A 22354-nucleotide genomic window follows, 5' to 3' on the forward strand; every position below is an offset into this window, starting at 1 on the left:
AGATACAGTGTTGTTTTAAGGGAAATGAGGATATCGAATGCAGAGAGACAAATTAGTTATGCCTGTAGTTAAATGGGTCGGTGGAAAACGACAGCTGTTACCAGCACTTACTCCACTTCTCCCTAAACATTTCACTACGTATTGCGAGCCATTTTTAGGTGGCGGTGCAATGCTGTTTTGGCTGCAACCAAAAATCGCCATCGTTAACGATATAAACAGTGATTTAATCCAAATGTATGAAGTCATTCGCGACCATGTAGAAGAGCTTATACTAGAACTATCAAAGCATAAAAATGAATCAAAACATTTTTATGAGGTCCGCGATTGGGATCGCGATAAAAAAAAGTACAATGCGTTATCAGGAATTGAAAAAGCCGCAAGACTTATCTATCTGAATAAAACATGTTATAACGGACTTTTTCGAGTAAATAACGCTGGAGAATTTAATACTCCATTCGGGAATTATAAGAATCCAAATATCGTTAATGCTCCGACTCTACGAGCGGTAAGTAACTATCTCCAGAAAGCCAAAATCACATTTTCGTGCCGTGACTATGCTGATGTTTTAGCCGAAATCCCTTGTGGAACTTTCGTTTATTTAGATCCGCCATATGATCCTGCTTCAAATACTGCAAACTTTACCGGGTATTCCAGAGGGGGGTTTTCTCGCGAAGATCAGATTCGCCTTAAAGAATGTTGTGATGATTTGACGCACAGAAACATAAAATTTATGCTTTCAAACTCAGCGACGGATTTCATTAAAAACCTGTACACAGGATATAACATTACCATTGTACAAGCCAAAAGAGCTATTAATTCCAATGCATCAAAACGCGGCCAAGTTGATGAAGTGGTTGTGAGGAACTATGAGTAGTGAACCAAAAAGCTTAACTGAAGATGCTTGGGAAAAACTGTTTGAAAAATACGACATCCTTCATCAGATTGACGTAAATGGCGAATTTCGGATTTCAGCAGCACAAATAAAAGAGTTCAGAGAACCACGCCTTATGGCAAAATTCGACCACACAATTAACTTGCCAAAAATTTTTGCTGATAATCACTTAGCAATATTACCCATTACAAGAGGGGATTATGTTATCTCTCATTTTGATGCTTATCACAAATTTAAGAGTCAAAATAATCCTATTACAAGGGTATCATTGCCAAACTACATACAGAGTTTGAATACTAATAATATTCCTAGCGAAACCATTGCATTAAATTGTGCGGTAGCCGCTGGTATTATTTCGCAATTTTTGAATGACGAAGCGTTAGTAGCGACCGTTTCGGGCCGTATGGGTTCCGGAAGCTTTGACTTCAACATAAATGATTTAAATACTCACACCCCACGGGAGGTATCCGTAAACAACTCTCAGATAGAAATTGATGCAGCATATGAAGGCATAAATGGATTAGCCATATTCGAAGCAAAACGAGACATATCAGAAGATTTTTTAGTTAGGCAATTATATTATCCTTTTCGGGTCTGGCGAAACCGTGTCACAAAGCAAGTAAGGCCGATTTTTCTTGTTTATTCTAATGGTATTTATCGATTATACGAATACAGCTTTTCAGATCCTAATAATTATAACTCTATTGTATTGGTAAATCAGAAAAACTATTCGATTGAAGATACCACGATTGAAATTACAGACATTCAATCCGTTCTGGGTAACTCCAAAGTAGAAGATGAACCACAAATACCGTTTCCGCAAGCAGATAGTTTTGAACGGGTTATTAACATTTGTGAATTACTAGACGGGAAAGAATTAACCCGTAACGACATTACAGAGAAGTATGCATTTGATGCACGGCAAACAGACTACTATACCGACGCAGCAAGATATCTTAATCTGCTTGAAAGGCGAAAAGATGGCAGAACAACAATTTATACTTTAAGTGAAACCGGCAAGAATATTTTAAGTCTAAGTTATAAGCAACGCCAATTAGCTTTCTGTAAACTGATACTATCCCATCGAGCTTTTGGTGATACGCTCCGAAAATATTTTGAATGTGGAAGTATGCCTACTACTTCTGATATAATACAGATTATGAAAAATGCCAATCTTTATAGCGTAGAAAGCCGAAGTACTTTTAACCGGCGCTCATCAACAATTAAAGGTTGGATAAACTGGATATTGGGATTAATTAATACTGAATAACTGTTGTATTTGTTAGGATCTAAATACTGGTATTGATAAACTTTATTGGAGCACAACCGGTATACTTTTTAAAGACGGAAATGAAATACTTGTAATCCTGAAAGCCGACAGACTCGGCCACCTCATAGACCTTCATACCGCCCTGTTTTAACAGTTCGACCGAGCGGAGAATACGATACCGGTTAAGAAAATCGTTAAATGTATAGTTTGTCTCTTCTTTAAACTTCATATTGAGATAGGTACTGCTTAAATTCAGCTCGGCACTAAGGTCGGCAATGGATATTTTTTCTTTGTAATGGTTTTTGATATAGTCAAGCATTTTTTGAACATAACGGCTTTTGTGCCCGTTCAGAGTGGCTGGTTCAACTAGGGTATCCGGTTGTTTCACTTCTTCCCCAATATATTTTTCTAATTTTTCCTTCTCCTGAATTTTCAAAGAGATTTTCTGAAGGGTTTCACCCAAGGAATCTATGTCGATCGGTTTTAGAAGATAATCTGATACACCGAGTCGTATGGCTTTTTTCGCGTATTCAAATTCACTATAACCGGAGATAATAATGGCCTCGTAATGAAATTCACTGATACTCTCTTCAAGCATTTGTATTCCGTCGATAAAAGGCATTTTTACATCGGTTATTACAACGTCGGGATGTATGGTACGGATTTTTTCGAGCCCCTCTTTCCCGTTTACGGCTTCCGCTGCAACAACATAACCGTATTTTGTCCAGTCCATTGTAAACATAAGGCCTTTCCGGATAATGTCTTCGTCTTCGACAATAATTACCTTCAACAATGTAATTCAAGCCCTTTCTATCGGTATTTTAATTCTTACCTCGGTTCCGCACCCGAATTCACTGTTTAAAGTAAGGCCATAACAATCGCCATACAGCAATTTAATCTGCCTTTGGATGTTATACAGCCCGATGTGGCTTGGCATCGCATCCTCGGTATTAAGAAGCTGACGGATCTCCATAAGCTTGTCGTTTGGTATTCCGCATCCGTTGTCTGAAATAACGAACTCGATGTCATCTTCGACTCTCTTACCGATGATGTTAATATCAATATGTTCCACATTGTTAATCCCATGTGTCAGGCAGTTTTCCACTACCGGCTGAATCAGCAGCTTTGGCAAATGATATTGCAGAATTTCTTTGTCAATATCAATATGGTAATTGAGCCTTTGATTGAACCGCATCTTTTGCAGCATTAAATAGTCCTTTACATAGCTGATATCCGTTTGCAACGGCACTTTCGAGTTTCCATAGTTGATGCTGTAACGCATTAGGTTTGCAAAAGCGACCATCATTCGGGCAGCCTGCTGCGGATCAATTAGAATTTCATATTTCATTGTTTCCATTACATTGAAAACAAAATGAGGGTTAAACTGTTTTTCCAGTTGACTGACCTCCATCATGCGCTTGCGTTCCAGCAGTTCGCTGTTGTTCTTGATAAGGGCCTGCAGTTTGACCATCATCTTGTTAAATTCATCGTATAAAATCTGAAACTCTTCAAAGGTAACGGAGTTTATCCGGTATCCGATATTTCCATCCCGGCACTGCTGCACAGCATATAAAAGAGCGTCGAGTGACTGAGAAATATTTTGGGCCACTTTTTTTGCAAAGATGATAATTAAGATTCCCATTAATACCATCAAACTGCAAAGAAAAATAATTCCCAAGCTCATGACCTGTTTTTGTGCCCAGGTGGAGGACAAAGTTATGACCTTGATATTACTGTCAGACAAAAGTGTACTAATTCCATAGTACGGTTTATCATCTATTTTTACTTCGTTGCTGCTGCTCCAATTCAGCTCGCATTTTCCCATGCTGTTTATAACTGAGTTATTGGTATAGTAAAAGGCGTTGTCAAAACGGTCAGTCAGGATAATCATGTCTACTATGTTTTTCCGAAGCACCTTGTCTATGCTGTCCGCCGTTAGGTCAAAGCAGAGAAAGCCGATTGCCTTATTCTGATTTGTTACCGCTTTGCAAAACAGGTATACGGTTTTCTGACCGTTGTCGTACTGTATTCCACTGACCCCACTGTATACATGTTCCGGAGAACTTTTGGAAAATCCGATTGCTTCTTTCAATTTTCGATTTCCTTGGCAAATGGCCTGATTTGGCTGGTACAAATTTGACAAAACCAGATTGCCCTCTGAGTCAAACAAGTAAAATACCGGCTTAATCAACTGCGCAGACGTAAATGCATAGAGTTCACGGAACGCTTCAGTTGAAGCACTGCGATGCAAAAGTACATTTTTAATATTAGAAGATTCGGCTATTTTGCTGACTTGGTCCGTATACAGCCTGTATTGCTCGTTCACAAAACTTCCTACAGACCCATTACAGGACTGATTCGTCTTCACAATCGTAAAACGAAGATTAAAATAGGAAAAAGCAAAGAATACCAGAGACATAATCAGCATCAAAATAGACGCATAATGAATATAAGATTTCTTAAGGTAACTGCTGAACTTTCCAGACTGATGCACGGACAACACCCCCGCATTGATCTGATAGCAGTATAGCATAAAGCAAGGCCCCACCCCAAGGGTCTTGCTTTTATTAAATCATCATACGCTTATTTCGCGGCTGCCCGACAGTTTAAAGAACAAAATTAACGAAATAATCGAGGTTATGGTTAAAACGGAAGAATAAGCTGCAGCCGTACCAAAGTTTCCGCGAACCACAGCGGTGTAAATAGCAACGGTTAGTGTCTGGGTGTTATGGCCGTAAAGAATGACCGAAGAGCTTAATTCACTGATTGCCGTGATCCAACTCATGATAGCGCCGGATAAAACACCCGGAAGCATCATGGGAACTGTTACTTTGATAAAGGCCTGCATTTGCGAACTTCCAAGGCTAATTGCGGCTTCTTCCACACTCGGGCTGATTTGTCCCAAAATGGCGGTACTGGAACGAATCGTATATGGCATGCGTCGGATTGCAAAGGAGATTATCATGATGATAGCGGTGCCGCTTAGCAGTAACGGAGGATTGCTGAAGGCAAAGAGTAACGAAATACCCAGAACGGAACCCGGAATGATGTACGGAAACATCGTAATGGTATCCAATATGCTGGTAATGATATTCTTCTTGCGAATGGTCAGATAAGCAATAAGAATACCGAGAACAATAATAATTGCAATGGCTCCTAATCCAAACAGATAGGTATTCCGAATGACTTCACTCTGCCCTTCGGCAAAAATTGCCTTGTAACTCTGCAGTGAATATCCACCGGTAAATACTTGGCCGCCGTTGTTTTTCAGGAAGGAAGTATAAATAACAACGATTTGTGGAAGTATTGCTAGAATTACAGTAAGATAAACGAAAACATGAATCAGGATATTCTTTACTCCGGAAACACGTTGCGGTTCCATCGGCTTTAATGCGGACATGGAATAGGCAGTGTGGGAAGAAATCAGCTTTTGAACCAGGAAGATTACGGTGGTGACGATAATGACGATTACACTAAGCGCGGCGGCAAAACCATCATCGCTGCCTACTTCACTGATGAACTGATTGTAAATCAACACGGGGATGGTTCTGTAGCCTTCACCGATTAACATAGGAGTACCGAAATCAGCGAAAATACGCATGAATACTAACAGCGCACTGGCCAGAATCGTTGGCATGATCAAAGGCATAACAACCTTTACAATTCGCTTAATACCGGTACAGCCTAAACTTTCAGCTGCTTCGTTGAGGGAATTGTCTAAGCGTTTCAGAGCCCCCGAGATATAAATATAAATTAGAGGGAATGACTGAAGCGTAAACACTAGTAAGATTCCGGTGAAACCATAAATTCCATTAAATTGGGTATGAAAAATAGCGTTCAGTACCTTTGTAATTACGCCCTGACGGCCCAACAGCTGAATCCAGGCATACGCACCGATAAACGGAGGGGACAGATAAGAAATGATAATGGCAATCTCCAAAGCGCCGCGTCCTAAAATTTTTGTGCTCCTTGTAAAATAAGCGATTGGAAGGCCAAGCAATACGGAAAGCAAAGTTGCGCAGGTCGTGACCTGAAAGCTGTTCACCAGAGTACCCCAATAATATTTCTGCCCAAAAAACTTTTGAAAGTATTCCAGTGAAAATCCTCCATTGGTTGGGCTGACAACACTTTTATACAATACCAAAACCAAAGGATAAAGAAGGAATACAACGAAAACAGCCATGATCAACAGCGTAATAGTAGTCCATATTGTGAAACGCTTTTGATTGCTTGCTGTCATGACTATTTCACCCCTTCAATTAATGTACGTTCTCTCTCATAATCAAAAACATTGATTCTTGATGCTTTTACGTTCAAGAATACCTTTGTTCCGTTTGGAATGATTTCCTGATCATCGGAGTACTGGACAATTTCAACTTTTTGGCCGTTTGACAGCTCCATAAAGTAATGGGTACTAAGCCCCAAGAATATAGAACTTTCAACGGTAGCCGCAATTCCGGTGCCCTCTCTTTTGATTTCAAATTCTTCCGGCCGCACCGAAACTTTTACCTTTTGTCCGTCCTGTACCGAATCGCAAAGGTTGCTCATGGAAACTTCGTAGTGGTCGTTTGCGAACACAAGCTTTTTCTTTCCGGGTTCACAGCCTTCCGTCTTGACAAAGGCTTCCAAAATATTGGAAAGGCCAATGAAAGTAGAAACAAAAATATTCGCAGGCCGCTGATAAATGTCCTTTGGTTTGCCGATCTGCTGAATTACACCGGCGTTCATGACGGCAATCCGGTCAGAAATAGCCAGTGCTTCTTCCTGATCATGTGTTACGTAAACCGTGGTAATCCCGATTTCCTTTTGTATGTTCTTGATTGCATTACGCATTTCAACGCGTAACTTCGCATCCAGATTAGACAGCGGTTCATCCATAAGCAGAACTTCCGGATGAATCACAATTGCTCTCGCAAGAGCCACCCGCTGCTGCTGTCCGCCGGAGAGTCTGGCGGGCATTCGGTCCTTTAAGTGGTCGATCTTGACAATTTTCAAGATCTCATCTACTTCTTTTTCAATTTCCGGTTTTGGAACTTTTCTGTTTTTTAATCCAAATGCTACGTTTTTTGCGACGGACATATGTGGGAAAATAGCATAGTTTTGAAATACCATGCCGATATTGCGCTTGTTCGGCGGGATATTATTTACGACTTTGTCGTTAATTTTAATGGTACCGCCTTCAATCGAGTTAAACCCGATGATCATTCTAAGTAGCGTCGTTTTACCGCAGCCGGAAGGACCGAGCAAAGTGAAGAACTCACCTGGTTTAATATTAAGGGACAAACCGTTTATGATCGTATCATTTCCATATTTTTTCACAACATTTTCGATGTTAATTGAAACACTCATTCTGTTTCTCTGCCTTTTATTAATATTTAGAAAGGGCTTTGTCGTTTCTCTTTCTTTGAACCACAAAGCCCTTTAAGGTTAATTTAATTTTAACCTTGCAATTTCGTATAATGCTCGTTAAACTGCTTAATTAAATCAGCTTTATGATCTCCTACCCATTTCGGATCAAATTTTTTCATCATATTCATTTCGGAGAACGGCTTCATATAAGATGCCAGTTTTACATTCTTGCGAAGCGGACGGTTCGTCAACTGTGTGCCGAAAATGTTCTGAATTTTTTCGGACAGCAGGTAGTCAACAAACTTCTTCGCATTCTCCAGATGCTTGCAATTCTTGATGATCTGCACGCTTTGCTCTGTGAAGATAACGCCTTCTTTTGGATAAACCACTTTTACATGAGCACCATTTTTCACATACTGAACGCAAGGATCTTCCCAGCTTAAACCAACCGGATATTCGCCGTCGGCAACGCTTTTATGTACAGTACCGGAACTGCTCGCCATTTTTCCGTCTAGGTTCTTAATAAATTTATCCACGTAATCCCATGCCTGTTTTGAAGAGGGATCATTGTTCTCGCCCATATCATAAAGCATGTTAACCAACTGCTGGAACGCAGAACTGGAGTTTGTGGGATCGCAGAAAGCAATCTTGCCTTTCAGGGCCGGATTTAGGAGGTCTTCAAAGCCTTCTACTTTAATATCTCCGATAATATCTGTATTGACCAGAATGACCGTGCCATCGGCAACACTGGGAGTGAAATACCCCTCTTTATTTTTATGGTCATCCTCCATATTATCGTTTTCTTTGGAGACATATTCTTGGAATAGAGCCTTCATTGGAGCCAGCATGGTTGGGTCGGCACCCCAGAATACATCGCCTTGAGGATTGTCTTTTTCAGACTGAACTCTTTTTTCAAGTTCTCCGGTACCTGCCGTAATTACATTTACCTTAATACCGGTATCTTTTTCAAAATTCGGAATTACAGCGTTTACAAGGCTTTCGGAATCCGGTGTATAAACCGTAAGAGTTTTGTCCGAAGACTGGTCGGTTGCTGCAGTTGTTGCGGTAGAATTGGAATCAGCGCTGGGACCAGAACTGGAACTACAGCCAGTTACTGTAGCAGCCAATACTGCAGTTGTCAGAATAGTCGCAATTACTTTATTGGCCTTTTTCATAGATATTCCTCCCAATTGATTGTTTTTCTGTCTATATTCTATTATTTTCTCCGCTTATGTCTATCCGATAAAAAATAACAATCGTCTAAAATTCATAACTAAATTTATAAAATCTTGCAAATTATGTATCTGTTTTGTCATCCTTTACCGACATGCGATAGATCGAGATGTAAATTGTGGCAATCATCTGTTACGGCGCTGTGCAATATTCAAGGTACAAGCGGAATCGACGTTGGAGTCTTACCGGTTCAGTCTTGTCTCAGTTTTGAAAAAAATTGACGCTCTTAGCGTTCAAAAAGGGCATAAGTCTATGTCCCCTCTATGTCCCCTTTTATATAATTTTTGTTTACTTTTTGTTGATTTTATTGCATTTTCGGTTTACGTTTTGTTAACAAAAACGCGAGCCTAAAAATATGAAAAACCCGCATGAATACTGGATTTTTCAGCATTCATGCGGGTTTACTGTTTGGTGAACCATCGGGGATTCGAACCCCGGACACCTTGATTAAAAGTCAAGTGCTCTACCAACTGAGCTAATGATTCAAATAAAATCTATCAAGCCTGTCCGCCCAAGCGGAAAAGCATCGAACTTTTTCAAAAATGCCTGCCCAGAGCATAAAGCCCGCGAGCAGGCTTCTGGCTGGGCTGGCAGGATTTGAACCTACGAAATGACGGAGTCAAAGTCCGTTGCCTTACCCCTTGGCTACAGCCCAATATACTACGGCATAGCCGCACCGGAAATTTTGGGGTGGAAGGTGGGATTCGAACCCACGGTCTCCAGTGCCACAAACTGGCGCTTTAACCAGCTAAGCTACATCCACCACATCAACAAAGAAAGAAGGGTGTGGCGCGCCAAAAGGGATTCGAACCCCTGGCCTACTGCTTAGAAGGCAGTTGCTCTATCCAACTGAGCTATTGGCGCAAATGTGGAGCGAGTGATGGGAATCGAACCCACACGGCCAGCTTGGAAGGCTGGAGTTCTACCACTGAACTACACTCGCATTTCAGCGACGGCTATTAGTATAACACAACAGCCCCGCCGTTGTCAACCTTCCAAGTTGAATTCATTTGGTTTTTTTACTTAATTATTTCAAATAACTGAGCTGAATGCCGTTTTCCTCATCGGCCGTGACGGAAATGCCGCTAATGGTGCCTTTGCTATTCTCCACGAGGAGATTGGCAATCTTGTCTTCCACCTGGCGGCGAATCAAATTTCTGAGGTCGCGTGCACCGCTCTTTCCGCCAATGGCATGCTTTGCCAGCCAAGCAGTGGCCTTATCGTCATAGATGAGCTTGATGCCGTGCTCATCCAAAGTTCCTACATATTCGTCAAGCATCAGGTGCGCAATCTTCTCAAAGGCAGCCTCATCCAGGGGACGGAACACAATGATTTCATCCACACGGCTGAGAAATTCCGGTCTCAGGAAATCCGAGAGTGCCTTCAATGCCTTTTCGCGGCTTGCATCTGTCTGTGTCTTTGCAAAGCCAAGTGCGCCCTCTTTGTTTTCACTGCCGGCGTTTGACGTCATGATGATAACGGTGTTTTCAAAGTTGACGTTTCTGCCGTGTGCGTCGGTGATGTGACCTTCATCGAGAATCTGAAGGAGAATGTTCATCACATCGGGGTGTGCCTTCTCGATTTCGTCGAAAAGCAGGACAGAATACGGGCGGCGGCGGACTTTTTCCGTCACCTGGCCGGCTTCGTCATATCCGACGTACCCCGGAGGAGAACCGATGATGCGCGAAACGGAGTGCTTCTCCATATATTCTGACATATCAAGGCGGATAAGCGTTTCCGGTGTATCGAACAATTCACGGGCAAGAACCTTTGCCAGCTCCGTTTTGCCGACGCCGGTCGGACCGACGAAGATAAAGGATGCCGGTCTGCGGCGGGGACTTAACTGTACCCTACTTCTGCGGATTGCCGCGGCAACGGCAGACACAGCTTCCTCCTGGGCGATAATCTTGCTGTTGAGCACCTGCTCAAGGCTGGCGAGCTTTTTCAGCTCGTTCTCCTGAATACGGCTGGCCGGGATTCCCGTCCAAAGCTCAATCACCTTGGCAACGTCGGCTTCTTCCACCTGTGTACCGAGGGCCGCCGGAGCCAGCTCTTTCTCACGTTCGGACAATTTAGAAAGATCCACACGGAGTTCTGCCAGCTTTTCATAATCCGGTTCCGTGCCGCCAGCCGTCATGGCTTCTTCCTGCTCGCGCAGCTGATTGACGCGCTCAACCACATTGTCGTACTCTTCCATCTTCTTGTTGCGGAGCGCGGCGCATGCGCAGGATTCATCCAGAAGGTCAATGGCTTTGTCGGGCAGGAAGCGGTCGTTGATATACCGCTCCGAAAGCGTCACAATGCGCTTGACAATGTTTTCCGGCACGTGGACACGGTGGTAATTTTCATAATAAGGCCGAATCCCGTCGAGAATGCGTACGGTATCCTGAATCGACGGTTCCGCAATGGTAACCGGCTGGAAGCGGCGTTCGAGCGCCGCGTCTTTTTCAATATATTTGCGGTATTCGGCAAAGGTTGTTGCGCCGATGACCTGAATCTCGCCGCGAGAAAGCGCAGGCTTCAGAATGTTTGCGGCATTCATGGAGCCTTCGGCGTCACCCGTTCCGACGAGGTTATGAACTTCGTCGATAAAGAGGATGATGTTGCCCTCCATCTTGACTTCGTCAATCAGGCCTTTTATGCGGCTCTCAAATTGGCCGCGGAACTGTGTCCCCGCGACTAATGCCGTGAGGTCCAGCAGATGGATTTCCTTCTTTTTGAGCGCAAACGGGACATCGCCCTTCGCGATGCGGATGGCAAGCCCTTCCGCGACGGCCGTTTTGCCGACACCGGGTTCGCCGATGAGGCACGGGTTATTCTTCGTGCGGCGGCTGAGAATCTGAATCACGCGGGTAATTTCTTTTTCCCGGCCGATAATCGCGTCGATTGCGCCCGCCTTCGCCTTGGCAGTTAGATTTGTGCAGTAGGCATCCAAATATTTTCGCTTTGTTTTGTGCTTTTCCTTGGGAGTCCTTTTTTCTCCCTCGCCGTTTTGAACCTGTTCCGGCACTTTTTCTCCCGGAGAGAAAATATTCTGCAAAAACGGCAATGTGGCAGCACCGCCCGGAATGAATCCGCTGATGGCGTTTTCATCCGGATCAAACTGCTGGTCATTCAACATAGCATTCAATTCGGATTCCATAGCCTCCATTTGGTCATCGGTAATGCCCATCTTATCAAGCAGATCATTCACAGGCTTGATGCCAAGCTGCTTTGCGCACACTAGGCACAGGCCACGGCTTTCCTTCATATCTCCAGACGGCGACAGAAACACCACCGCCGGTCTTTTATGGCAGTTGGAACACATAATCATGGATATCACTTCTTTTCAGAACTTAGTCGCAGTTAATTGTAGCATAATTTTCTGTGCGATATTTTACAAATTTATGACCATCGCTATTTTTTCTTATCCATGACTTCCCGTATATCGAGCTCATATTTGGGGTCATCCGAATGAAGAATCGTGAAGTAAATCTTTGCATAACGCACAAAAGCATAAATCATAAAAGCTGCAGTAATGGATAGCAGCGTAATGCTGAGCGGCAGGCTTTCATAATGCCAAATCCATTTCAGCCCGACAATCGCGCCGAAAGAACAGTAGAAAAGAACGGTTGCGACCTTACCATACCATTTTGAACCAGTCGGCTTCTTTTTATTCCTGCTGATTAAATTAACGGCACCCGCCACCATTAAAGTTTCTTTTACAATGAAAATTGCAAGCAATGGGATGAGGATTGGGTCTTTGATCGCAAAGCAGATAACGACTGCGGCTTGTGTCAATTTGTCAAACAACGGGTCAAGCATCTGCCCCAGCTCGGTGAACTGGTTGCACTTACGCGCAATCCAGCCGTCAAGCATATCGGTAACGCCGGAAATAATCAAGATGACAAAAGCCTCAAGATAGTTGTCCTTCAAGAAAAAATATATGAACGGGAAAATCAGAATGAAGCGAAGCACGGTCAAAGCGTTTGGCACATTCAGATTTTTATTATACTGCCTTTTTGCCATAAATTCCTACCTCATTCCAAATTTGGGACTGAATAAGATTATAGACCGGATTGTTTTCGGAAACAGTCTGGTAAATCTGAGAAAGTGCAAATTGGCGAAGCGTCTGATTCTGCTGTGTTGAGGCAGCGGCAGTCGGCAGAGATATGCGCAGCATCGCACACAAAAGCAACACAACAACGGAACCTTTTCCGAATCCGAGGACGCCCCCTAACAAAGCATTGAGCTGCCTTAAACCGGGAAGTCTTGCAATTTTGCTCAAAATAGAAGCGATCGTTTGAATCAAGCACTCAAACAGAATGAAAAGAATAACTATTGCCAGGATTTTTGATATAACCGGATCAGCAGCCCATTTCGGCAGTGAAGGGCCAAAAAAGCCCAGTGCCCAGGCTGCGAAACTTTTTGCAAATAGAATCGCTGCTACCAAAGCAACAATTCCGCCGAGCAGATCAACCAGCGCGCGGATGAACCCCCTGCGGAACCCTGAAACAGCGTAGAGAATCAGAATCACGGCAATTGCGGCGTCTGTAAAACCTCCCAAAAGGCATCCCTCCGTTTTCATTGCTTACGGAAATAGTAACACGAAATGAAAATTATGACAAGTTGTCAGCCCCGTTTGACCAGCCGTACCTCGGAAATCCCGAGCACATACGCCGATTTTTCGTCTTTCAGGGCCACTGCATAGGCATCATTGCCCGCGTTGGCATCACTTGGAGTAGCCGAGGAAAACGAACAAAAGTGGAGGGTACCGTTGGTAAGCGCCGCAGCGGTTTGCCCGCTGAGCGAGACCGAGAGGACCCGTTCCGTAAACTTTGTTTCGTAAATTTCATTTCCCGACGAATCGAGCACCACCAGCCGGTTGTCCTGTGAGCCACTGTATGGCATAAGGCCCAGTGCAAGGCGGCCGTCTTTCGCGTAGAACGCCGTGAGCTGTTCTCCATTATAACTATATTCTTTTTTCTCCGAAGTGTTAGGCTTGAGAAAAACGGCGGCGGTATCTCCCACTGCGGCAACTGCGCCGTCCGTGTCCCAGAAAACGCCGCTTAAAAAGTTGCCGCTGCAAACAGCCTGCGGTTTTACCGCTTTGTCGCTGTCAAGCGGGATTATGTAAACGGCGGAAACGATTTCCCCTTCCTGTGAGGAAACGCCCGTTACCGCAGCTTTGGTCCCCTCCGGGTTCAGCGCCACGGCAGTGGGGAAATAATCAGCGAACCAGTAGTGGGAAATAACTTTCCCGGAAGCATCATACACGGTGAGCTTTCCGCAGTACCCGTCTGCGGCGGTAATCAGAGCAGTTCGTCCTTTTGCGGTGAGGGCTGCCCCTAGAATATTTTGATCTGTGGTAAGTTCGACTGTATCTCCGCCGGTTGTAAACATTTGTGCGTTTTTTCCGCCGATGCTGCAAAGCAAAATGCGGATGCCATTTACCTGCATAAGCGGATTGGAATAGCTGTGCTGAGTACTCAGGATTTCTTTAGCCGTAGTATTGCACACGGTGAGCGACGTATCGCTTGCATAAACAATATTGCTTCCGCTGCATAAAAAGTTTCTTGCACCGACGTTGGAACCGGAAATTGCTTTCGGGTAGCCGTCCCCCACACCCATGCCGACAATGCTTGTCCGTACCCACTGGAGGACATTCTCCGGCGCAAGGTTTGTTCGGTTGAACCACGCCAGAACGGCTATGGCAGCTACCGCAAGAATCGCAATGACGCGGTAGACCCACCGCGGAACACGATGTTCGCGCAGGCGCTCGAATTCTTTTTTCTCCTCTTTTGGGTCCAGAAGTGCATGTTTCCGAATCGGAATGGGTTGGGTATCGTAACGCCGGCCGTCTTTACGCATCTCTCTTCACATCCCTGTAAAAGACCTGTTTCAAGAAAAGCCCCTGCGGCGGAGCAGTCGGCCCTGCGGCGGAACGGTCGCAGGCCAAAAGAATTCGGCTGATGTCCTCCGGCTGCAGTTTTCCCTGCGCCACGCGAAGCATCGTGCCCACCATGATGCGCACCATGTGGTAAAGGAACCCGTCCGCAGCAACGGTGAACTCCACCATATTGCCCTCGCGGCTCCAAACCGCTTTTGTCACGGTTCGCTCCATGTTTCCGGGTTCGCGCGCATCAACCGCGCAGAACGAAGTAAAGTCGTGTTTTCCTAAAAAACACGCAGCCGCACGATTCAGCTTTTCGAGGTCCAGCGGATACCAATAATGAAGCGCGCGGCCCCGCAGAAACGGGTCCCGCGTGCGGCAATTCCAGATGCGGTAAACATATTCTTTTCCAATGCATGAATAACGCGCGTGAAAGTCGAGAGGCACCTCGCGGCACGAGATTGCGGCTATGTCTTCCGGGAGGAAATGATTCAGCGCGCCGATGAGCCTTTCGCACGGGATGGTATGCTCGGTCTTGAAACTGACGCAGAACTCAAGCGCATGCACAAACGAATCGGTTCGGCTGCAACCCTTCACGTCAGGGCACTCGCCGAGGATCTTGGCCAATGCCTCCTGAAAAACCTGCTGAACCGTCACGGCATTCTGCTGAATCTGCCAGCCGTGATAGTTTGAGCCGTCATAGCGCAGGGTCAGCAGAAGATTTCGCACGCTTCTCATTCCTTTCGATCTTTTTCGTCATTGTAGGGCTGCCGGAAACTTAATGGTAAAGAAAATCACGGCGCCGCATACCGCCGCTGTGCACGCAATTGCAGCGGCATCTAGTTTTGTGAAGTTGAATTGTTTCATCTTTGTGCGTCCTTCGCCGCCGTGGTAGCAGCGGCACTCCATTGCCATTGCAAGGTCGTAGGCACGGCGGAACGAAGAAACAAACAGCGGGATGAGCACCGGAATCAGCGAACGGATTCGCTGCATCATGCCTCCGCTTTCCATATCGGCCCCGCGTGCCTTCTGCGCACTTATAATCTTGTCGGTCTCTTCGAGGAGCGTCGGCACAAAACGCAGGGCAATCGTCATCATCATCGCAATTTCATGAACCTTAATGTGAAAGAAGCCAAGCGGCTTCATAACACGTTCCAATGCATCGGTAAGCTCGGTAGGCGAAGTGGTAAACGTCAGAACCGAGCTGTACAAAATCAGGCAGATAATGCGCACGGAAACGAAAACCGCATTGCTGATGCCGCCGTCCGTAATCTGCATAACCGGGAAAAACGGACAGCGCCACACGACCGTGCCGCTTCCGTAAAACAAATTCAGCACGGCAGTAAACAAAACGATAAACAGAATCGCCTTCAGGCTCTTAAAATACTGCCTTACCGGCACGCCGGAGCAAAGCAACACGGCAACCATCAGTGCGACCATGAGCAGCATGCCTTCAAAGTTTGAAGCAACGAACAAAAAGACGATGAAAACAAAGGTAAGGGCAATCTTGACACGCGGATCCATTCGGTGAATCAGCGAATGGCCGGGAATAAACTGGCCGAGAGTGATGTCGCGAATCACGCGCGGTCGCCTCCTTTCCGAAGCAGGGGACGAAGTTCTTCAAGCGCGCTCTCCACGGTCAGCGCAGGATGGACCGGGAAACCCTTATCCATCAGGTCGAGCATAATCCGCGTAATCTGCGGCACACGCAGCCCCATGCGCTCCAATTCTCTGCCGTGTGCGAATACCTTGTCGGTAGTGTCGAGCATAACGGCCTTTCCGCCGTTCATCACAAGCACGCGGTCCGCGCAGCGGGCAATGTCCTCCATGCTGTGGGAAACCAGCAAGACGGTGTTGCCGCGTTTCTTCTGGTAATCCGAAATCTGCGAAAGGAGCATGTCGCGGCCCTGCGGGTCAAGGCCGGCAGTCGGCTCGTCAAGAATCAGCACCTGCGGCTCCATGGCAATCACGCCTGCAATGGCGACACGGCGTTTCTGGCCACCGGAAAGTTCAAACGGACTCTTCCCCATCAGTTCTTTCGGCAGGCCGACGAACTCGGCCGCACGGTAAGCACGCTCCTCGCACTCGGACTGGCTCAAGCCCATGTTCGACGGGCCGAAGCAGATATCCTTGAGCACGGTCTCCTCAAAAAGCTGGTGCTCCGGATACTGAAACACCATGCCGACTTGAAAGCGCACTGAGCGGATTTTCTTGGGTTCCGCCCAAATGTCTTTGCCGTTCAGCAGCACGGTGCCCTCCGTCGGGCGCAGCAGGCCGTTCAAGGTCTGAATCAGCGTCGACTTTCCCGAGCCGGTGTGCCCGATGATTCCCAGAAACTCACCTTTTTCAATGCCGATGCTCACATGGTCAACGGCTGTTTTTTCAAACGGCGTTCCGACGCCGTAGGTATAGGTCAAGTCCTTTGTTTCAACGACAAACATTCAATTCTCCCAAGTCTCAAAGTTACTGTTTCAGAGCCGATTCCAGCGCGGAAACGCATTCTTCCACGCTCAAGGGGCACCCCTTGATGTCAAAGCCTTCCTCGCGCAGCCGCCACACAAGTTCCGTTGCCTGCGGGACATCGAGCTTATGTTCTTTCAGCAGTTGCACCTGCGAAAACACCTCTCTCGGTGTGCCTTGTGTCAGAATCCTGCCGTTATCCATAACGACAACGCGGTCAGCACCCACCGCCTCATCCATGTAATGGGTGATGAGAACAATGGTAATGCCCTTCTCGCGGTTGAGGCGGTGGATGGTTTCAAGTACCTCGTCACGCCCGCGGGGGTCCAGCATTGCCGTCGGCTCATCGAGGACGATGCAGTCGGGCTGCATGGCGATGATTCCCGCGATGGCGATACGCTGTTTCTGGCCGCCGGAAAGCTTATACGGCGCATTCAGGCGATAATCATACATTTCCACGGCTTTCAGGGCTTCATCCACTCTGCGGCGGATTTCCGGCGGAGCGATGCCGAGGTTCTCCGGCCCGAATGCAACGTCTTCTTCCACCACACTGGCAACAAGCTGGTTATCCGGATTCTGAAGAACCAGACCCACACGGCGGCGAATCTCGATTTTCAGTCGCTCGTCCATCGTGTCAAGCCCATCGACAAAGACTTTGCCGCCGCTTGGAAGGAGCATGGCGTTGAAGTGCTTCGCAAGGGTCGACTTTCCGGAACCGTTGTGCCCGAGCAATGCCACAAACTCGCCCTTTTTGATTCCGAGCGTCACCCCGTGCAGGACTTCTATCTTTTTTTCCGTTTCCGAGTCTTCATACGCAAACGACGTATCTTGTGCCGATAAATAATCCATGCAACAGCCCTTTCCTAAATTCATTTCTCGCCGCCGTTCTTTCCTCGGCGGAGGATTCCTGCCAGAACCAGCGCTGCTGCAGCGCTGCCTGCAATGAAATATGCGATTCCGGCTGTGGCTTTTCCGGCTTGAAGGTCATAGATTCCGAGCCCGACGAAAACAGCCCCAAGCAAAACAAATGAAATGACGTTTCTTTTGCGAACTTCTTTCTGCGTCACGATTTCACCCCGCTACCGGAGTTTTCGCAAGAAACTGCTGCGCAGGCTTCCTTCCTGTCTTATCAGGAGTCTTGTCAGCCTGCACCGCACGGAATTTTTATTCTGTCTGCCAAATTGCTGTGCTTCCGCACGGGAGCACAAGCCCGGTCTCTGTTACGGGCAGGCCGATTTCGTCGCACGAAACCCTGCCGCCGTAGCGCTTTTGAACGAGAACACCGAGCAGATATTCCATCACCGCAGGGGAAAGCCCCGCTGTGTAAGAATTCAAGAGGAAGAACAGAGGCTCGCGCGAAAGAATCGGAAGGCACATTTGCACCAGACGGTAAATCTGTTCTTCGAGCTTCCAGACTTCCCCGTTCGGGCCGCGGCCGTAAGACGGAGGGTCCATAATGATTCCGTCATAAACGTTGCCGCGTCTTTGTTCGCGCAGCACGAATTTTTCGCAATCGTCCACGAGCCAGCGCACCGGACGGTCCGCAAGGCCGGAAACTTCCGCGTTCTCGCGTGCCCATGTCACCATGCCGCGCGAGGCATCCACATGGCACACCTGCGCGCCCGCCGCAAGGCAGGCAAGCGTTGCTGCTCCGGTGTAGCCGAACAAGTTCAAAACCTTTATCGGTCGGTTTGCCTCGCGAATCTTCTTGATTACGAAATCCCAGTTGCACGCCTGTTCCGGAAAAAGCCCCGTGTGCTTGAAGCCCATCATTTTCAAACGGAAAGTCAGTCCGTTTCTGCTCACCGACCACACCGAAGGTACGGGCTTAAAGGTCTCCCAGTGCCCGCCGCCTTTGGAAGAGCGGATATAGCGCGCATTGGCCTGCTTCCAGAGTGGGTTTTTCTTCGGAGTATTCCAGATAATCTGCGGGTCGGGGCGGATGAGCACAACGTTGCCCCAGCGCTCAAGCCGCTCGCCCGAAGAAGTATCAATCAATTCATAATCTTGCCAGTCTGCCGTTCTCACGCTTTATCCTCTTTCATTAAGCCAGACGGTTGCGAATCACATTCGCTACGGAATCCGCCAGAGCCTGAATATATCCTTCGTCTTCGCCTTCGACCATCACGCGCAGCAGCGGTTCGGTTCCCGACGGGCGAACGATGATTCGACCGGAGGTACCGAGTTTTGTTTTGACCTCTTCTACCGCGCGCTTGACTTCCTCATCGGTGTAGAAACGGAGCTTGCCTTCCGGCTTTACGGTGACGTTCACCATAACCTGCGGGTAGCGTGTCATCAAGGTAGCAAGGCTGGAAAGGCGTGCCTGTCTGCGGTGAACAAGACTGAGCAGCTGTGCTGCCGTGAGCTGGCCGTCGCCTGTTGTGGCAAAATCAAGGAAAATGATATGGCCACTCTGCTCGCCGCCGAAGTTATAGCCTTCAAGCTGCATTTCTTCCAATACATAGCGGTCACCGACCTTTGTGGGTACGAACTTCATGCCTAGCTCATCGCAGAAGCGGCTGAAGCCCATATTCGTCATAATGGTTCCCACAACCGCATTCTTTGCCAGCTTGCCGCGGGACTTCATATCCGCCGCGCAGATTGCCATGACATAGTCGCCGTCCACGAGCTGTCCCTTTTCGTCTACGGCAAGGCAGCGGTCTGCGTCGCCGTCAAACGCAACGCCTACGTCAAGGTGATTCTCACGGACATAGGTCATCAGTTTTTCCATGTGGGTGGAACCGCAGTTGTCGTTGACATTTACGCCGTTCGGCTGGTCAAAGAGGATGTGGCACTCCGCGCCGAGCTCCTCAAAAAGAGTTTTTGCGGTGCGGCTTGCGCAGCCGTTTGCACAGTCAACGGCAATTCTCATTCCGTCGAGTGCGAAGGGTACCGTACTCTTGATGTGGTCGATATAATCGCGCACGGCGTTCGGAGCCTCCGAAACGCAGCCGACGTCTCCCCCTGTGGGGCACGGTATCTCCTGCTTATGGTCAAGCACGATGGACTCAATCTGTTCTTCGAGGGCGTCCGGCAATTTGTAGCCGTCGCCGCTGAAAATCTTGATGCCGTTAAATTCGCAAGGGTTGTGCGAAGCCGTCAGCATCACGCCGGCATCTGCTTTGTATTTGCCAACCAGAAAAGCCACAGCCGGAGTCGGCACAACGCCAAGGCGGACGACGTTGGCTCCCACGCTGCAAAGGCCGGCAATCATTGCCGCCTCAAGCATATCGGAGGAAATGCGGGTGTCCTTGCCGATGAGGATTTTCGGGTGGCGATGGTTATTGTCCGTCAAAACGGTTGCCGCTGCACGGCCGATATTCATAGCAAGTTCGCAGGTAAGTTCGCTGTTCGCGACACCGCGCACGCCGTCTGTTCCAAAAAGTCTTCCCATTGATGTTAACACTCCCAACTTGGCATTACGCCGAATGTTTTTTTATTTTTTGCTTAAAACAAGCTCTGCTGGCCGGAATCTGCTTCCGCGGGCGGCTTCAGGCCAAGGTGGCGGTACGCCGCGACCGTAACGCAACGTCCGCGCGGCGTACGGCTCAAAAAGCCGATCTGCATGAGGTAAGGCTCATAGACGTCTTCAATGGTAATGGCCTCCTCACCGATTGCCGCCGCGAGGGTTTCCAGCCCAACCGGCCCGCCGTTGTAAAACTTAATCATGGCGTTCAGCAGACGCCTGTCGTTTGCATCGAGGCCCAACTCATCGATTTCCAGCTTATCAAGGCCGATTTTTGCGGCCTCTTTGGTAATCTTTCCTCCCGCAACGACCTGCGCGAAGTCACGCACCCGTTTCAGCAGGCGGTTGGCGATTCGCGGCGTTCCGCGGGAACGGGAGGCAATTTCGAGGGCGCCGTCCGGGTCGATGGGAATATCGAGGATCCTTGCGCTGCGGGTGACAATCTGCGCAAGCTCCTGCTGAGAGTAAAGCTCCAAGCGAAGCACTACGCCGAAACGGTCGCGCAGCGGTGCGCTGAGCTGACCGGCGCGCGTTGTTGCGCCGACGAGCGTGAATTTCGGCAGCGGAAGATGGTAAGAAGCGGCCATCTCTCCCTTGCCGGTAATGATGTCCAGCGCAAAGTCTTCCATGGCAGGGTACATGATTTCCTCAACGCTCCGCGAAAGGCGGTGCACTTCGTCAATGAACAGCACATCGCCCGGATTGAGGTTGGTGAGAATTGCAGCGAGGTCGCCCGGCTTTTCCACCGCGGGGCCGGAGGTCACGCGAAGGTTTACCCCAAGCTCGTTGGCGATGATGCCCGCAAGCGTCGTTTTGCCGAGTCCCGGGGGACCGTAGAGCAAAACGTGGTCCAGGCTTTCCTTCCGCTGCTTTGCCGCTTCAATAAAAACGGATAGATTTTCTTTTACTTTTTCCTGCCCGATATATTCCGAAAGTCTGCGGGGACGAAGCGGATTTTCGACTTCCGCATCCTCCGGAGAATATTCCGGCGCTATGACACGGTTTTCAAAATCGGTTTCATCCTGCTCCAATTCAGAGGGAGTTCGATTCAAGGGTTCCATTGTGCCGCCTTTCTTCCCGAATCACCGGCAGTTTATTTTGCCCGGCTCGTGGTTTTTCAATTTCTTTCATAATTTTTATTCCTATGACAATTTCGTCTTGTGTGAGATGCCTTTCGCATCCAGCACCTCTCACTTTGTTCCCCGAGCACCAGTATCCATGGATTTCAGGGAAAGACGAATGAGTTCCTCCACCGGGAGGGAACTGTCGAACTTCGCGACAACAGCCGCTGCGTCAGAAGGTTGATAGCCGAGTACCGTAAGAGCATTCACGGCCGCAGCCGCGTTGGAAGAGGCGGAAACGAGTCCCGCCCCCGATGCGGGGAGCTGTACGCTTCCTTCTTTCTGAAGATCCTTTACCTTGTCACGCAATTCCAGCGCAATGCGCTGTGCCAGCTTCGGGCCCACGCCGCTTGCGCGTGTGAGCGATTTGCTGTCGCCCGTAGCGACCGCAACAGCCACCTGTTCCGGTGAAAGTTCCGAGAGAATGGCAAGCGCAACCTTCGGGCCAACGCCGCTGACGCCGGTCAGCATCTTAAAGCAGTTCAGCTCAGAAACGGTGGCAAAGCCGAACAGGTCAAGCGCATCCTCCCGAACGTTGAGGTGAGTATATAGAACGGCTTCTTCGCCCACTTTCGGCAGGGCTTTGAGCGTATTCATCGACGTGAGGCATTTGAAACCGACGCCGCCGCACTCAATTGCAGCAAACCCCGGCTCCTCATGAATTAATGTTCCTCTTAAACGGTAAAACATC

General features: G+C 47.9%; 20 protein-coding genes and 5 tRNA genes. 2 read left to right on the forward strand and 23 right to left on the reverse strand.

The annotated features are described in order from the left end of the window. The first annotated feature begins 37 nt into the window (after positions 1 to 37). A complete protein-coding gene (locus tag NOG13_RS06505) occupies positions 38 to 874 on the forward strand; it encodes a DNA adenine methylase (RefSeq protein WP_283109768.1) in 837 nt (278 codons plus the stop codon). Further along, entirely contained in the window at positions 867 to 2162 is a 1296-nt protein-coding gene (locus NOG13_RS06510; protein WP_283109769.1) for a type II restriction enzyme, read from the forward strand. The genes NOG13_RS06505 and NOG13_RS06510 overlap by 8 nt, the downstream gene beginning before the upstream one ends. A 19-nt stretch (positions 2163 to 2181) precedes the next feature. Here NOG13_RS06510 and NOG13_RS06515 read toward each other — a convergent pair whose 3' ends face one another. The 23 genes from NOG13_RS06515 to ruvA form a co-directional block, all read right to left on the reverse strand. Then, a complete protein-coding gene (locus NOG13_RS06515) occupies positions 2182 to 2955 on the reverse strand; it encodes a response regulator transcription factor (protein WP_283109770.1) in 774 nt (257 codons plus the stop codon). Positions 2956 to 2961: 6 nt separating this feature from the next. After that, entirely contained in the window at positions 2962 to 4254 is a 1293-nt protein-coding gene (locus NOG13_RS06520) for a sensor histidine kinase (RefSeq protein WP_283109771.1), read from the reverse strand. Between the two features lie 483 nt (positions 4255 to 4737). Then, positions 4738 to 6402 carry an ABC transporter permease gene (locus tag NOG13_RS06525; RefSeq protein ID WP_283109772.1) on the reverse strand — a complete coding sequence of 555 codons (1665 nt, stop codon included), beginning with the start codon at positions 6400 to 6402 and terminating at the stop codon, positions 4738 to 4740. A 2-nt stretch (positions 6403 to 6404) separates the two neighbouring features. Next, complete coding sequence (locus NOG13_RS06530; protein WP_283111169.1) at positions 6405 to 7511, reverse strand: ABC transporter ATP-binding protein; 1107 nt, start codon at positions 7509 to 7511, stop codon at positions 6405 to 6407. An 89-nt stretch (positions 7512 to 7600) separates the two neighbouring features. After that, positions 7601 to 8686 (reverse strand): ABC transporter substrate-binding protein, encoded by a 1086-nt coding sequence (locus NOG13_RS06535; RefSeq protein ID WP_283109773.1) that lies wholly within the window; start codon positions 8684 to 8686, stop codon positions 7601 to 7603. Positions 8687 to 9153: 467 nt separating this feature from the next. Further along, positions 9154 to 9229, reverse strand: a tRNA-Lys gene (locus NOG13_RS06540). 94 nt (positions 9230 to 9323) lie between these two features. Further along, positions 9324 to 9399, reverse strand: a tRNA-Gln gene (locus NOG13_RS06545). A gap of 31 nt (positions 9400 to 9430) precedes the next feature. Then, positions 9431 to 9507, reverse strand: a tRNA-His gene (locus NOG13_RS06550). Positions 9508 to 9531: 24 nt separating this feature from the next. After that, positions 9532 to 9608: transfer RNA gene (locus NOG13_RS06555), tRNA-Arg, on the reverse strand. A gap of 5 nt (positions 9609 to 9613) precedes the next feature. After that, positions 9614 to 9687, reverse strand: a tRNA-Gly gene (locus tag NOG13_RS06560). A gap of 84 nt (positions 9688 to 9771) precedes the next feature. Continuing rightward, positions 9772 to 11994, reverse strand: a complete 2223-nt coding sequence (locus NOG13_RS06565; protein ID WP_283109774.1) for an ATP-dependent Clp protease ATP-binding subunit — start codon at positions 11992 to 11994, stop codon at positions 9772 to 9774. Between the two features lie 146 nt (positions 11995 to 12140). Continuing rightward, positions 12141 to 12752 (reverse strand): CDP-alcohol phosphatidyltransferase family protein, encoded by a 612-nt coding sequence (locus tag NOG13_RS06570; RefSeq protein ID WP_283109775.1) that lies wholly within the window; start codon positions 12750 to 12752, stop codon positions 12141 to 12143. Beyond that, the gene (locus NOG13_RS06575; RefSeq protein ID WP_283109776.1) at positions 12733 to 13290 is read right to left on the reverse strand and encodes a CvpA family protein; all 558 of its coding nucleotides are present in this window, start codon (positions 13288 to 13290) and stop codon (positions 12733 to 12735) included. Before NOG13_RS06575 ends, NOG13_RS06570 begins: the two co-directional genes overlap by 20 nt. Positions 13291 to 13355: 65 nt before the next feature. After that, positions 13356 to 14594 carry a DUF5711 family protein gene (locus NOG13_RS06580; protein ID WP_283109777.1) on the reverse strand — a complete coding sequence of 413 codons (1239 nt, stop codon included), beginning with the start codon at positions 14592 to 14594 and terminating at the stop codon, positions 13356 to 13358. Beyond that, complete coding sequence (gene truA / locus NOG13_RS06585; RefSeq protein ID WP_346347648.1) at positions 14587 to 15354, reverse strand: tRNA pseudouridine(38-40) synthase TruA; 768 nt, start codon at positions 15352 to 15354, stop codon at positions 14587 to 14589. The genes NOG13_RS06580 and truA overlap by 8 nt, the downstream gene beginning before the upstream one ends. Before the next feature lie 18 nt (positions 15355 to 15372). Further along, positions 15373 to 16197 carry an energy-coupling factor transporter transmembrane component T family protein gene (locus NOG13_RS06590; protein WP_283109779.1) on the reverse strand — a complete coding sequence of 275 codons (825 nt, stop codon included), beginning with the start codon at positions 16195 to 16197 and terminating at the stop codon, positions 15373 to 15375. After that, a complete protein-coding gene (locus NOG13_RS06595) occupies positions 16194 to 17057 on the reverse strand; it encodes an energy-coupling factor transporter ATPase (protein WP_283109780.1) in 864 nt (287 codons plus the stop codon). The genes NOG13_RS06590 and NOG13_RS06595 overlap by 4 nt, the downstream gene beginning before the upstream one ends. A gap of 22 nt (positions 17058 to 17079) precedes the next feature. Next, complete coding sequence (locus NOG13_RS06600) at positions 17080 to 17925, reverse strand: energy-coupling factor transporter ATPase (RefSeq protein ID WP_283109781.1); 846 nt, start codon at positions 17923 to 17925, stop codon at positions 17080 to 17082. A gap of 20 nt (positions 17926 to 17945) precedes the next feature. Further along, positions 17946 to 18143, reverse strand: a complete 198-nt coding sequence (locus tag NOG13_RS06605) for a hypothetical protein (protein WP_283109782.1) — start codon at positions 18141 to 18143, stop codon at positions 17946 to 17948. 97 nt (positions 18144 to 18240) lie between these two features. Next, positions 18241 to 19104: a class I SAM-dependent methyltransferase gene (locus NOG13_RS06610; RefSeq protein ID WP_283109783.1), complete on the reverse strand. Its 864-nt coding sequence runs from the start codon at positions 19102 to 19104 to the stop codon at positions 18241 to 18243. Between the two features lie 16 nt (positions 19105 to 19120). Further along, entirely contained in the window at positions 19121 to 20470 is a 1350-nt protein-coding gene (glmM, locus tag NOG13_RS06615; RefSeq protein WP_283109784.1) for a phosphoglucosamine mutase, read from the reverse strand. A 53-nt stretch (positions 20471 to 20523) separates the two neighbouring features. Next, a complete protein-coding gene (gene ruvB, locus NOG13_RS06620) occupies positions 20524 to 21573 on the reverse strand; it encodes a Holliday junction branch migration DNA helicase RuvB (RefSeq protein WP_416201112.1) in 1050 nt (349 codons plus the stop codon). A gap of 159 nt (positions 21574 to 21732) precedes the next feature. Further along, positions 21733 to 22353 carry a Holliday junction branch migration protein RuvA gene (gene ruvA / locus NOG13_RS06625; RefSeq protein WP_283109786.1) on the reverse strand — a complete coding sequence of 207 codons (621 nt, stop codon included), beginning with the start codon at positions 22351 to 22353 and terminating at the stop codon, positions 21733 to 21735. Between the last annotated feature and the right edge of the window lies 1 nt (position 22354).

The sequence above is a fragment of the Thermocaproicibacter melissae genome (assembly GCF_024498295.1).
Classification (GTDB): domain Bacteria; phylum Bacillota; class Clostridia; order Oscillospirales; family Acutalibacteraceae; genus Thermocaproicibacter; species Thermocaproicibacter melissae.